The 14,006-nt window shown below is 33.8% G+C and carries 12 protein-coding genes; 5 read left to right on the top strand and 7 right to left on the bottom strand.

The annotated features are described in order from the left end of the window. Nucleotides 1–62 precede the first annotated feature (62 nt). The 4 genes from EV145_RS08820 to prfB form a co-directional block, all read right to left on the bottom strand. Complete coding sequence (locus EV145_RS08820; protein WP_133524855.1) at nucleotides 63–1,691, bottom strand: acyl-CoA carboxylase subunit beta; 1,629 nt, start codon at nucleotides 1,689–1,691, stop codon at nucleotides 63–65. 170 nt (nucleotides 1,692–1,861) lie between these two features. Beyond that, nucleotides 1,862–2,860, bottom strand: a complete 999-nt coding sequence (gene lpxD / locus EV145_RS08815) for a UDP-3-O-(3-hydroxymyristoyl)glucosamine N-acyltransferase (RefSeq protein WP_133524854.1) — start codon at nucleotides 2,858–2,860, stop codon at nucleotides 1,862–1,864. A 323-nt stretch (nucleotides 2,861–3,183) separates the two neighbouring features. Next, nucleotides 3,184–3,630 (bottom strand): peptide-methionine (R)-S-oxide reductase MsrB, encoded by a 447-nt coding sequence (msrB, locus tag EV145_RS08810; protein WP_133524853.1) that lies wholly within the window; start codon nucleotides 3,628–3,630, stop codon nucleotides 3,184–3,186. Between the two features lie 104 nt (nucleotides 3,631–3,734). Further along, a protein-coding gene (gene prfB / locus EV145_RS08805) for a peptide chain release factor 2 (protein WP_133524852.1) occupies nucleotides 3,735–4,833 on the bottom strand; the annotation gives its coding sequence in 2 pieces (ribosomal slippage) (nucleotides 3,735–4,769 and nucleotides 4,771–4,833; 1,098 coding nt in all). A gap of 377 nt (nucleotides 4,834–5,210) precedes the next feature. Between prfB and EV145_RS08800 the strand changes: the two genes are divergently transcribed. Next, the gene (locus tag EV145_RS08800; protein ID WP_133524851.1) at nucleotides 5,211–6,230 is read left to right on the top strand and encodes a threonine aldolase family protein; all 1,020 of its coding nucleotides are present in this window, start codon (nucleotides 5,211–5,213) and stop codon (nucleotides 6,228–6,230) included. A gap of 207 nt (nucleotides 6,231–6,437) precedes the next feature. Here EV145_RS08800 and EV145_RS08795 read toward each other — a convergent pair whose 3' ends face one another. Then, on the bottom strand, nucleotides 6,438–6,758 hold the full coding sequence (locus EV145_RS08795; RefSeq protein WP_133524850.1) for a YbaB/EbfC family nucleoid-associated protein: 321 nt from the start codon (nucleotides 6,756–6,758) through the stop codon (nucleotides 6,438–6,440). Nucleotides 6,759–6,903: 145 nt separating this feature from the next. Between EV145_RS08795 and EV145_RS08790 the strand changes: the two genes are divergently transcribed. From EV145_RS08790 to EV145_RS08775, 4 genes are all read left to right on the top strand, one after another. Further along, a complete protein-coding gene (locus EV145_RS08790) occupies nucleotides 6,904–8,964 on the top strand; it encodes a S9 family peptidase (protein WP_133524849.1) in 2,061 nt (686 codons plus the stop codon). A gap of 69 nt (nucleotides 8,965–9,033) precedes the next feature. Further along, a complete protein-coding gene (locus EV145_RS08785; protein ID WP_133524848.1) occupies nucleotides 9,034–10,074 on the top strand; it encodes a PLP-dependent cysteine synthase family protein in 1,041 nt (346 codons plus the stop codon). 365 nt (nucleotides 10,075–10,439) lie between these two features. Further along, entirely contained in the window at nucleotides 10,440–11,366 is a 927-nt protein-coding gene (locus EV145_RS08780) for a LamG domain-containing protein (RefSeq protein ID WP_133524847.1), read from the top strand. Between the two features lie 369 nt (nucleotides 11,367–11,735). Beyond that, the gene (locus EV145_RS08775) at nucleotides 11,736–12,635 is read left to right on the top strand and encodes a LamG domain-containing protein (protein WP_133524846.1); all 900 of its coding nucleotides are present in this window, start codon (nucleotides 11,736–11,738) and stop codon (nucleotides 12,633–12,635) included. A 52-nt stretch (nucleotides 12,636–12,687) separates the two neighbouring features. Here the strand turns inward: EV145_RS08775 and EV145_RS08770 are convergent, their stop codons facing one another. Together EV145_RS08770 and EV145_RS08765 are read right to left on the bottom strand one after the other, a co-directional pair. Further along, nucleotides 12,688–12,891 (bottom strand): hypothetical protein, encoded by a 204-nt coding sequence (locus EV145_RS08770; protein WP_133524845.1) that lies wholly within the window; start codon nucleotides 12,889–12,891, stop codon nucleotides 12,688–12,690. 141 nt (nucleotides 12,892–13,032) lie between these two features. Next, nucleotides 13,033–13,746 carry a YebC/PmpR family DNA-binding transcriptional regulator gene (locus EV145_RS08765; protein ID WP_026729302.1) on the bottom strand — a complete coding sequence of 238 codons (714 nt, stop codon included), beginning with the start codon at nucleotides 13,744–13,746 and terminating at the stop codon, nucleotides 13,033–13,035. Between the last annotated feature and the right edge of the window lie 260 nt (nucleotides 13,747–14,006).

The raw sequence follows: 14,006 nt of genomic DNA, 5'->3' as shown, positions 1-14,006 counted from the left end.
TAAGTGCTTGAAAATGAGTTTTTTGATGTTTAGTTGTCTTGTTTTGAGAATTTCAGATTATTTTAAACCTGAATAACTCCTAAATTAAATGGTTTTTGAATAGGAGCATGGTTTGCTGCTTCAATTCCCATTGAAATCCATGTACGAGTATCTAATGGATCAATAATGGCATCTGTCCATAATCGTGACGCAGCATAATAAGGCGAAGTTTGTTCGTCGTATCGTGCTTTAATTTTATTAAATAGTTCTGCCTCTTTGGCTTCGTCAACAATTTCTCCTTTTGCTTTAAGCGAAGAAGCTTCTATTTGTGCTAAAACTTTTGCAGCCTGAGTACCGCCCATAACGGCAAGTTCTGCGCTTGGCCAGGCAAATATTAGTCTAGGATCATAAGCTTTTCCGCACATTGCATAATTTCCTGCGCCATATGAATTACCCACTATGACAGTGAATTTTGGAACAACGGAATTACTGACAGCATTTACCATTTTGGCCCCATCTTTAATAATACCACCATGTTCAGATTTAGATCCAACCATAAAACCGGTAACGTCCTGCAAAAATACAAGTGGAATTTTCTTTTGATTACAATTTGCTATAAAACGGGTTGCTTTGTCGGCACTGTCAGAATAAATCACACCGCCAAACTGCATTTCACCTTTTTTAGTTTTTACTACTTTTCGCTGGTTAGCGATAATTCCAACTGCCCAGCCGTCAATTCTGGCATAACCAGTAATTAGCGATTGACCGTAACCGTCTTTATAGGCTTCAAATTCTGAATTATCAACCAAACGATTAATTATTTCCATCATATCATATTGCTCATTTCTGGCTTTTGGCAAAATTCCGTAAATAGCTGCCGCGTCTAAAGCAGGTTTTTCAGCTTTAATACGGTTGTAGCCCGCTTTATCAAAATCACCAATTTTATCTACGATATTTTTGATTTTATCTAAAGCATCTTTGTCGTCTTTGGCTTTATAATCTGTAACGCCAGAAATTTCACAATGGGTTGTGGCTCCTCCTAAAGTTTCATTATCAATTGTTTCGCCAATAGCCGCTTTTACCAAATAACTTCCGGCAAGGAAAATACTTCCAGTTTTATCAACAATTAAAGCTTCATCACTCATAATTGGCAAATAGGCTCCACCTGCAACGCAGCTTCCCATAACTGCTGCGATTTGAGTGATTCCCATACTGCTCATTTGGGCATTATTTCTAAAAATTCGTCCAAAGTGTTCTTTATCAGGGAAGATTTCATCCTGCATTGGCAGATAAACCCCGGCACTATCAACTAAATAGATAATTGGAAGTCGGTTTTCCATTGCAATTTCCTGAGCTCGAAGGTTTTTCTTTCCTGTAATAGGGAACCAAGCTCCCGCTTTGACAGTCGCATCGTTAGCAACAACAATACATTGTTTTCCTTTGATGTAGCCAATTTTTACCACGACACCTCCAGACGGGCATCCTCCGTGTTCAGCATACATGCCATCGCCGGCGAAACCGCCAATTTCAATATTTTTTGAATTTTCATCTAATAAATAATCGATTCTTTCACGAGCTGTCATTTTTCCTTCAGCATGTAGTTTTTCGATACGTTTTTCGCCTCCGCCTAATTTAACTTTAGCAAATTTTTGTTTTAATTCTGAAAGAAGTAATTTATTGTGATCTTCGTTTTTATTGAAGTTTAAATCCATGATATAATATTGATTTTACAAAATAGTGTTGGCTAATTTACAAAATCAATTGAAATAAATGCGGTCTTTTGAAAATGTCTAAACTTAAATTTCAAATAATTTTGATAAAATCAAGGCATAAAAAAACAGAAGCTAAACTTCTGTTTTTTTTATGATTTATAAACTTGATATTATTTTTTTGGATTGCAGACCATTTGTTTCAACATTGCCCATTGTTTTAGAGCATCTCGAGCTTCAACTGCTGGATAACCCAACATTGTTTTTCCTGCTGGAACATCTCCGGTAACTCCAGATCCGGCACCAATTACAGCTCCATCGCCAATAGCGGTATGGTCTTTTATTGATGCGCTTCCGCCAATGATAACGCCATTCCCTAAAGTTACAGAACCTGCTAAACCACTGTTTCCAGCCATAATGCAAAACTTACCTAATTTACTGTTATGACCAATTTGTACTAAATTATCAATTTTACAGCCGTCGCCTAGAATTGTAGAACTGAATTTACCGCGGTCAACACAAGTATTTGCACCAATTTCGACACCATTTCCAATAATTACATTTCCAATTTGCGGAATTTTTACGAGTCCGTTTTCTTTGCAAGGGCGAAATCCGAAACCATCAGCACCAATCGTTGCATTTGGGTGAATAATACAGTCGGTTCCAATATGACATCTTTCGCGCACAACCGTTCCAGACCAAATTACAGTATTTTTTCCAATGGTACATTCGTCCAAAATCGTCACATTTGGATATATGGTAACATTCGCTCCAATTTCAACTTTTGGTCCAATATAACAGCCAGCACCAATTTTGGCACCTTCTGCGATTATTGCCGTTTCATCAATTGTGGCTGTTTTGTGAATATTACTACGAAATAGTGGTGTAGGTGGAGCAAAAAGGGCAAGAATTTGTGACATGGCTAAATCAGCATTTTTTACTTTAATAAAAGCGCGATTTTCGCCAGGTTCTATTGAAATATCTTCATTAACAACCGCAATTGAAGCATTTGAAGCTGACCAATGTTTTTCATATTTTTTACTGCCTATAAATGAAATTTGCGAAGTAGTTGCTTTTTCCAGTTGCTCGGTTGCATTAATGCTTTGAGAAGTTGAGCCGTATATCACGCCATTAATTACTTCGTTAATTTCTTGAATTGAATAGGATTTCATTTACTGTATGTAATAGTATTTGGGGTTAATTTTTGCCAAATAAAATAAATTACATTTTAATTACCTAATATTTTTATTGCGTTTATTGAAAGATATTTAAAATAATAGTTTAAATATTACAAAATTAACATTTTAGATATTAAAATTTTGTTGGTTTTGTAATTTTTGATATAGTGTTTATGTGCCTTATAAAGAAGTGATTAGCTTTTTTTTAAAGAAATAAAAAGTTTGTTTTATTGATAAGCAGTAACTTACATTTTTTTTGTTAATTGCTTAAATGTCAAAAAAAAACGATTCACTTTTAAAAGGAATCGTTTTCTATTTTAGTCTTTAGTTTTAGATAAGGAAACTGCATTTATGCAATATCTCAGGCCGCTTGGAGGCGGGCCATCTGGAAAAACATGTCCCAAATGCGCATCGCAAACATTGCATACAACTTCAACTCTAATCATTCCGTATGATTTATCAGCATGATATCCAATTGAGTTTTCTTTAATCGGTTGTGTAAAAGAAGGCCATCCGGTTCCTGATTCAAATTTTTCACTTGCATCAAATAAAACCGTTCCGCAACATTTACATTCGTAAATCCCTGGATCAAATAAACTGCATAATTCTGAGCTAAAAGACCTTTCAGTTCCCTTTAAACGCGTGACTTGAAATTCTTCAGGCGTAAGAAGCTGTTTCCATTCTTCTTCCGTTTTCTCAACTCTTTTATCTGGAGCTGGGTTTCCTTTATTTGTAAAATGAATTACATCGGCCCATTTTATCATAACTTTTTTAGTTTTAAAGTTTTAGGTTTCAAGTTTCAAGTTTCAAGTTTCAGGTTTACTGTGACTGCAAACAGTGACTGAATGCTATAAAATCTGAACACTGTTTACTCTTCCTCTTTCTGTCCCATCATCATTAAATATGCTTTAAGAAATGGGTCAATATTTCCGTTCATTACGCCGTCAACGTCGCTGGTTTCATATCCTGTACGAACATCTTTTACCAATTTATAAGGTTGCATTACGTAATTGCGAATTTGCGAACCCCACTCAATTTTCATTTTTCCGGCTTCAATATCAGCACGCTGTGCTTGTTGTTTTTTTAACTCAATTTCATACAATTGAGAACGAAGCATTTGCATCGCACGCTGTCTGTTGTCTTGCTGAGAACGTGTTTCAGAACATTGAATCTGGATTCCAGTAGGTTTGTGAACCAGCTGTACTTTAGTTTCGACTTTATTTACGTTTTGTCCTCCGGCACCACTGGAGCGAGAAGTTGTAATTTCGATATCAGCAGGATTAATGTCGATTTCGATACTGTCGTCAACAAGTGGATAAACATAAACGGATACAAATGAAGTATGACGTTTTGCATTACTGTCAAAAGGAGAAATTCTAACCAAACGGTGAACACCATTTTCGCCTTTTAAATATCCAAAAGAATAATCACCTTCAAATTCTAAAGTCACGGTTTTGATTCCGGCAACATCGCCTTCCTGAAAGTTAAGTTCTTTTATTTTATAACCATAACTTTCTCCCCACATCATGTACATTCGCATGAGCATTCCGGCCCAGTCGCAGCTTTCAGTTCCTCCGGCTCCAGCCGTAATTTGAACAACAGCGCTCAGACTGTCGCCTTCATCAGAAAGCATGTTTTTGAATTCGATGTTTTCAATATGCGCTTGTGCACCACTGTATTGCTCGTCTAATTCCTCTACAGAAAGTTCTCCTTCTTTATAAAAATCATAAGCAAGCTGAAGTTCATCTGTAAGTTCAACAGCTTTGTCATAGTCTTCAATCCACTTTTTCTTGTTTCGAAGATTTTTTACAATGTTTTCTGCTTCTTTTGCGTTGTTCCAAAAATCGGGAGCAAAAGTTTTTTCTTCTTCGTTTGCAATTTCGATTAGCTTGGCATCAACGTCAAAGATACCTCCTCAACGCACCAAGGCGCTCCACAATACCTTTTACTTGTTCGGCTGTTGTCATAAATTAATAAGTAGTTTTATATGTTTTTTGCAGAGATTACATTCATTTGCGTCTGTAATTTCGTTCTACAAAAATAAGATTTAGTTTTTAGAATACAGCAATAAATTTAGAATACAGTTATTTGAATCTAAATGATTAAAGCTTAGTAGTTTTGCATGATTTTTTTATTTTCTCAAAGATGCTGTTTGTTATTAAATAGAATAGTTTCTAAAGTTGCCGCTCAATTTTTTAATTATTAATGTTAGTTTTATATGTTTTTTATAAATATTACGTTAATTTGGTTGTATAGTAATCGAAAGTTAAAATTTATGAAAACTTGCGATTAATAAATAACAGTAATACGTAATTTTGCTGTCCAAAAAAGATATTAGTTTTATATGGAAATAAATTTAGTTAGCGATACCATTACAAAACCTACATACGAAATGCTGCAATATATGTTTAACGCACAAGTTGGCGACGACGTATATAAGCAGGATCCTACGGTTATCGAATTAGAAACAAGAGTAGCTGAATTTTTTGGTATGGAAGCTGGACTTTTTTTTCCATCGGGAACTATGGCAAACCAAACCGCTATTAAACTTCATACACAACCTGGCGAACAGTTAATCGCTGATAAATATGCTCACGTTTTTCATTATGAAGGAGGCGGAGTTTCTTTTAACAGCGGTGTTTCCTGCTGCTTGTTAGATGGAGACCGAGGCATGATCAACGCATCTCAGGTTGCGGCAGCAATTAATGATCCAGAATTTTATCATAGTCCGTTAACGAGTTTGGTTTGTGTAGAGAATACAACAAACAAAGGAGGTGGGGCTTGTTATGAATTGGAAGATTTAAGAGATATCAAAAAAGTATGTGATGCCAATAATTTAAAATTCCATTTAGATGGAGCAAGAATTTGGAATGCATTAGTAGCTAAAAGGCAAAATCCGAAGGAATTTGGAGCGATTTTCGATACCATATCGGTTTGTTTGTCTAAAGGATTAGGTGCGCCAATTGGTTCTGTGTTGCTTGGAAGCAAAGTTGATATTCATAGAGCGTTGAGAATCAGGAAGATATTAGGTGGGGGTATGCGTCAAGTTGGTTATTTGGCTGCAGCCGGATTATATGCTTTAGCGAATAATATCGAAAGACTGGCAGAAGATCACAGAAGAGCTAAAGAAATAGGAGCTATCTTAAGTACAAAATCTTGGGTTTCAAGTGTAGAACCAGTAGAAACTAATATTTTGATTTTTTCTTTAGCAGAAGGTTACAGCGATCAACTTTTAATCGAAAAATTAAAACAGAAAAACATATTAATAAGTTCCCTTGGACGCAATAAACTCAGAATCGTAACGCACTTAGATTATAAAGAAGTGATGCATACGTATGTTATGGAGACTTTTTCGAAGATTTAGGAGAAAAGATTCTAAGTTCCTGAGATTCTAAGATGCTAAGGTTCTAAGGTTTTTGCTTTACTAAAAAAAAAGACGCACAAATCGTGCGTCTTTTTTTTAGCCTTTATTTCCCCATGGATAGTAGATACTTAGTATCTCAGGGCCTTAGCATCTCAGAATCTTAGAATCTTAGAACCTTAGCATCTTAGTATCTCAGAATCCAGAACCTTACTTAAACAAATTATCCATTCCTGGAATCATTGGCATATCCATTTTTGCAACAGCATCAAGTTCTCTTTCATTTACGCTTGTTGCTTTTTCAATTGCTTTATTTAATGTTACAATTAAGTAATCTTCTAATTGCTCTTTATCTTCTAAAAGAGAGTCATCAACAGAGATTGTTTTTATTTTTCTATTTGCAGTAATTGTTATCTTCAATAATCCGTCAGCGCTTTGTTCGTCAATTAAAACAGTATCCAAGCGTTTCTTTGTATCTTCAATTTTTTGTTGGGTTTCTTTAAGTTTGCCCATCATTCCCATTAAATCCATTTTTCTTGATTTTTTAAATTATTTAAGACAAAATTAGTATATTGCTATGGTAAATCAATAGAATATTTTATGAAAAAATTAATTTTGGTTCTGTTTTGATTGTACTACTTTTGCTCCTTCGTATTTAAAAATAAATGCTCAATCAATGCAAAATAATATAATGGCTCCCGAAGCCAAAGAAATTCCGAAGAAATTAAAAAAACATAAAGAGACAAGAATTGATAATTATTTTTGGCTGAATGACCGCGAAAATCCAGAAGTTATCGATTATCTGAATAAAGAAAATGATTATTATCAAAATATGACAGCTCATACTAAAGATTTGCAAGAATCTTTATATGAAGAAATGAAGAGCAGAATTAAAGAAGATGATTCATCTGTCCCTTATTTTTATAATGGCTATTTTTATATTACACGTTTTGAAACAGGCCAGGATTATCCAATTTTTGCCCGAAAAAAAGGAAGCCTTTCTGCAGCGGAAGAAATTTTGTTCAACTGCAACGAATTAGCAAAAGGACACGCTTATTTTAAATTAGGCGGTCTAAGTATTAGTCCGGATAATAAATTTGCCAGTTTTGGAGTAGATATTGTTGGAAGAAGAATTTATACCGTTCAAGTTAAAAATTTGGAAACAGGAGAAATCTTATCAGACAAAATTGAAAATGCCACTGGAAGCTCGGTTTGGGCAAATGACAACAACACTTTGTTTTATACCAGACAAGATGAAGTTACATTACGTGCAGACAAGATTTTTAGGCATAAATTAAACACTGATTCTAAAGATGATGTTTTAGTTTATAATGAAGCGGATGATACTTTTAATGTTTCTGTACACAAGGAAAAATCTAAAAAATACATTGTAATCAGTTCTGGAAGTACTTTAACGACGGAATATCGAATTTTGAATTCAGACAATCCAGACGGCGAATTTGAAATTTTTCAGACACGCGTACGCGGATTAGAGTATAGTATTTCACATTTTGAAGATTCGTTTTATGTTTTAACCAATAAAGATAAAGCGACCAATTTTAAATTGATGAAAACACCAGAAAACAGAACAGCGAAGAGAAACTGGGTTGATGTTATTCCGCACAGAGAAGATGTTTTGTTGGAAGATATTGAAATCTTTAAGAATTATTTAGTTGTTGAGGAGCGTTCAAACGGATTGAATCATATCAGAATTATGCCTTGGAATGGCGAACCAGATTATTATCTGCCATTTGGAAGCGAGACGTACAATGCTTATACGACAACAAATGTCGATTTTGACACCGATATTTTACGTTACAGTTACCAGTCACTTGCAACGCCGTCGTCTGTAATTGACTTTAATATGAAAACTAAAACCAAAGAAATCTTAAAAGAACAGCAGGTTTTAGGTGGAAAATTCGATAAAGAAAATTATATAGAAGAACGAGTTTGGGTAACAGCAAGAGATGGTGTAAAAGTGCCAATTTCTATGATTTATCGAAAAGGATTAGAGAAAAATGGCAAAAATCCGCTTTTATTGTATGCATATGGTTCGTACGGAATCACGATGGATACTTATTTCTCGTCAACAAGACTTTCGCTCTTAGACCGCGGATTTGTTTATGCGATCGCTCATATACGTGGCGGAGAAGACTTGGGAAGGCAATGGTATGAAGATGGAAAACTGTTAAAAAAGAAAAATACCTTTACAGATTTCATCGATTGCTCTAAATTTGTAATAAACGAGAAATATACTTCGTCAAAACATTTGTACGCAGAAGGAGGATCAGCAGGAGGGCTTTTAATGGGAGTTATTGCAAATGAAGCTCCAGAATTATATAATGGAGTAATTGCTCAGGTTCCTTTTGTTGATGTCATTACGACAATGTTAGATGATACAATTCCGTTAACAACAGGAGAATACGATGAATGGGGGAACCCAAATAATAAAAAGTATTATGATTATATGTTGTCATACTCACCGTATGATAATGTAAAAGCGCAAGATTATCCAAATATGTATGTATCTACAGGATTGCACGATTCGCAGGTACAATATTGGGAGCCTGCCAAATGGGTAGCCAAATTGAGAAATATGAAGACAAATGAGAAACTTTTGTTTTTAGATACCAATATGGATGCCGGACATGGCGGTGCTTCAGGACGTTTTGAGGCTTTGAAGGACTTAGCAAAAGAATTTAGTTTTTTATTAGATTTAGAGAAAATTAAAAGCTAATTAGAAAAATTTTGTTAAATTTGCAACCTATCGGGGGTTTTAATAAAGCCTTTGATTAACTATTTTTTTATGAAAGAAGAAATAAATGCTTATAATAATGTTTTAGAATTAATAGGTAACACCCCACTTATTAAGCTAAATAAAATCACCGAAGAGTTAGAAGGAAATTTCTACGCAAAGGTAGAAGCTTTTAATCCAGGTCATTCCTCAAAAGATAGAATCGCGTTATATATTATTGAAGAAGCTGAGAGAAAAGGAATTTTGTCGCCAGGTGATACGATTATTGAAACTACATCAGGAAATACAGGGTTTAGTTTGGCAATGGTCAGCATTATTAAAGGTTATAACTGTATTTTAGCAGTAAGTTCAAAATCATCAAAAGATAAGATTGATATGTTGAGAAGCCTAGGAGCAAAAGTTTATGTTTGCCCTGCGCACGTATCAGCAGATGATGAAAGATCTTATTATAATGTAGCAAAGCGCTTACACGAAGAAACAAAAGGTTCTGTCTACATCAATCAATATTTCAATCAATTGAATATTGATGCTCACTACAATACTACAGGTCCTGAAATCTGGGAACAGACAAAAGGAAGAATCACACATTTAATTGCTTGTAGCGGAACAGGAGGAACAATTTCTGGAACTGCTAAATTTTTAAAAGAGCAAAATCCTAATGTTAGAATTCTAGGTGTTGATGCTTTTGGTTCAGTATTAAAGAAATATCACGAAACAAGAGAATTCGACAACAAAGAAATTTATCCGTACCGTATAGAAGGTTTAGGTAAAAACTTAATTCCATCAGCGACTGATTTCGATATTATTGATAAATTCATGAAAGTAACTGACGAGGAAAGTGCGCATGCTGCACGAGAAATTACTCGTAAAGAAGGTTTATTTGTTGGATATACATCTGGAGCAGTAATGCAGGCAATTAAACAATATGCAGAAGAAGGTGAGTTTACAAAAGATAGTAATATTATTGCTATTTTTCCTGATCACGGTTCTCGTTATATGAGTAAAGTATTTAGTGATGACTGGATGAACGAACAAGGATTCTTTGACAGTGTTAACGAAGAAGAAGCGCAAAAAATTGAATTTGTAAAGTAAATTAAAGACTTTTTTAATATATAGACTCCATCTTTTCGATGGAGTTTTTTTTGGTACTTATGTTAAGATTATTCTTGAAAAACCAGAACTAATACAAAAAAAAGTCGATTTATAATATTTGCTAAAAAAATGTAAATACCGTATTTATACGTAAGAAATTTTAAGTTTGATTGAAGTAATAATATTATTTTAATAATATTAATGAAAGTATAAAAAAATGTAATTGATCGTTCAAAATCATCAATTTTGGTTATTTAAACGATTATTTAGGTTAGTTATCGAAAAAATTTTCGCTGAAAAGCATAAAAATATAGTTTAGCAGTGTTAAAATGACACAATGTTTTAATACCCTAAAATCTATCATTATGAAAAAATTACTACTCTCTTTAATGTTTGTAAGTTATTTGAATGCTAATGCGCAAAATCCTATTCAGGAGTTTAACTTCAATGGAACCTTAAACAATACTCAAAATACAATTAGCTTCATGGGAACAGATAATTTTGTTTCTGACCGAATGGGAAATCCAAGCGGTGCGCAGCGTTTGAATAATAAAGCACTGGAAGCTGTAATTGATGATCTTCCTCAAAATAATAGTGCTCGATCAATTAGTATTTGGGTAAAACTGAATGATATTTCAAAAGCAAATTATATTTTGGGCTATGGAACTGCATTTAATGCTCAATATTATGGTTTATTGCAACAAGCTACAGCTTCTTCAAATTCAGATCTTAGTCAGGCTGGTTGGGGCGCAAGCAATGATGTTATTGTTTCAGTTCCATTAGCAAAAGGAAAATGGTACAATTATACTATAACGTATGATGGAGCAGTTTCTAAAATTTATCGTGACGGCGTATTAGTGAAAGCTTTAGATGGCATTACACGTGCTACAAAAGGCAATATTTTTAGATTAGGCGAAATAAATACTACTGTTGGTATTAATGCGGATATTGATGATTTGAAGATTTTTAATGTTGCGCTGACAGATGAGCAGGTTGCAGCATTTTATGAAGAATCAAAACCAGTAATTGCAATTGTTGCCGATGCAGCTCCTGCGGTTAAAACTCCAGCAGTTAAAACAGCAACAGGAAAAGGAAAAGTTGCAGTTAAGGCTGCACCATCAACAGCAATTATTTCAAACAGAGATATAAACGCTGCAGATAAAAATGTTGAAGTTTATTCGCAAGGTCAGAAGATAATTGGGGATAATTCAATGAGTATAAGTGATTTGCCAGAAGGAACGTATTTGTTGAAAATAACAAGTGTACCAGCAAAAAAAATCACATCAAAGTAGAAAAAGAAAATTTGGTTAATAGAAATAGTTAGTTAGTTTTTTATTTTTTTTATCATGTTGTTTAGTGAGCATTTATTTTGGATAGTGAAAAAAAACCTTTTGAAATTCAGAAGGTTTTTTTTGTAAAAATGTCTTTACAAATGTTATATTAAAACTTTATTGTTTTTCGCTTTTTCAGTATTTTAATAAGAATAACATACTTATGAGCTATAACTGTTTGGTAATTTTGAATTTAATTTATAGTTTTAACAAAAAAATAAAATTATTTATTGAGAACAAATAATACTTATTTACGCTTGATCGCTAAATTAATTTAATCACATCTATATTACATATTTACAAGATTTTTAAATACCCTAAATCATATCTATGAAAAAACTATTACTCACATTAATGTTTGTAGCTTTTTTAAATTCTAATGCCCAAAACCCAGTTCAGGAATTCACTTTCAACGGAACTTTAAGCAGTACTGACAATAGTATCACCTTATTAGGCGCTCCTAATTTTGTAAATGACAGAATGGGAACTGCTAAAGCAGCGCAGCGAATTACGAATAAAGTATTGCAAGGTGTAGTAGGGGAACTTCCACAAGAAAACAAACCCAGATCAATATCATTTTGGGTAAAGTTTAATAATGTTGCATCAGCAAATTACATTTTAGGTTATGGTACAGCTGTAAATACGCAATTTTTTGGCTTGTTGCAACAACCTGTTGCTTCAGGAAATTCAGATTTAAGTTTGGTTGGCTGGGGCGATGCTAATAATGTTGTTGTTTCGACTCCGCTTCAAAAGGAGGTTTGGTATCAATATAATATTACTTATGATGGAAATACGTCAAAAATATACCGTAATGGCGAATTGTTAAAATCGGCAACAGGAATTTCTCGCGCAACTAAAGGTTATATTTTGAGGCTCGGGCAATTAAATACTACGACTGTTCTTAATGCAGATATAGACGATCTTAAAATATATAATGTTGCAATGACTGACGAACAAGTTATGGATTCCTTTACGAGTTCTAAACCTGCGGCAGCTCCAGTTTCAAATACCATAAAAAAAGTTGCTGTTGCACCACCTACAAAAGCTGTTGTCCCAGTAAAAACACCAGTTTCTGCTGCTGAAAGTGCAACTGAAAATAATGGAGATTCAAAAACTATTGAGGTTTTTTCGCAAGGAAAAAAAATAACAGGAAGCAACGCTTCTAATATTACTGATTTGCCAGAAGGAACTTATTTGTTGAAAATAACAAAAACACCAGCAAAAAAATAAGCTGATTTTCTTATATAAAAAAAGCCTTCTGATAAACTTCAGAAGGCTTTTTTTAGTTTTTCTTTTGTTGCCCTGGAGCGTATGCTTTTGCACTTTTGCTTCCTGACATTTTTTTAGCTTGTCCTGGCGGTACCTTTTTAGTAGTTGGTGCTGGTCCATTTGTGTGAACATGAGTACTGCAGCTGATTACGCTTAATACTAAAAACAAAAGTACTAGTACAATTACTGCAATTCTTGTGTATTTTGATGTTTGCATATTTTATTTTCAATTTAGTTTGAGGTTTTGCAAATATAATGGTAAATATGATTTTTCAAATATGCGCTTCTAGTTTAAAACCATTACAAACAAAAAAGCCTCAGAAAAATCCAAGGCTTTATCGTGTAATATATTAGAATATTATTCTTCTTTCATTGTATGATAAACGTTCATAACGTCATCATCTTCTTCAATTTTCTCAATTAATTTTTCAACGTCAGCGATTTGAGCTTCAGTTAATTCTTTTGTAATTTGCGGAATACGCTCAAAACCAGAAGATAAAATTTCAAGACCTCTGTTTTCTAATTCTTTTTGTAAAGCCCCAAAACTTCCAAAAGGAGCGTAGATCAAAATTCCGTCTTCGTCTTCAAAAACTTCTTCGGCACCAAAATCAATTAATTCTAATTCTAATTCTTCAGCGTCAAGGCCATTATTTGCAATTCTGAAGTTGCAAGTATGGTCAAACATGAATTCTACAGAACCTTGAGTTCCCATTGTTCCATTACATTTGTTAAAGTAACTTCTAATGTTTGCAACTGTTCTATTATTGTTATCAGAAGCAGTTTCAATCAAGATTGCAATTCCATGAGGCGCATATCCTTCAAATAAAATTTCTTTATAGTTGGCAGTATCTTTATTGCTTGCGTTTTTGATTGCGCGCTCCACATTGTCTTTTGGCATGTTGGCCGCTTTCGCATTTTGTATTACAGCTCTTAATCTAGAATTGGCATCTGGGTTTGGTCCGCCTTCTTTAACAGCCATAACGATATCTTTACCAATTCTGGTAAATGTTTTGGCCATTGCTGACCAACGTTTCATTTTTCTTCCTTTTCTAAATTCGAACGCTCTTCCCATTTCTAATTTTTAGTTTTGTGATGCAAAAATACGGTTATTCCTTATTTTTCCAAAATCAATTTCAATTATATTTTTAGTTTAAAAGTTTCATGTTTCACGTTTCAAGTTTGTTGGAATCCATAAATTAAAAAATCCGTTCGTATTGCGAATGGATTTTTTATATAAGAAACCTGAAACCTGAAACCTGAAACCTGAAACCTGAAACCTGAAACCTGAAACCTGAAACCTGAAACCTGAAACCTGAAACCTGAAACCTGAAA

It is taken from the genome of Flavobacterium sp. 245 (genome assembly GCF_004362055.1).
GTDB lineage: Bacteria > Bacteroidota > Bacteroidia > Flavobacteriales > Flavobacteriaceae > Flavobacterium.
Note: the sequence above shows the minus strand (reverse complement) of the source record. Positions and strands in the feature narration are given on the sequence as shown.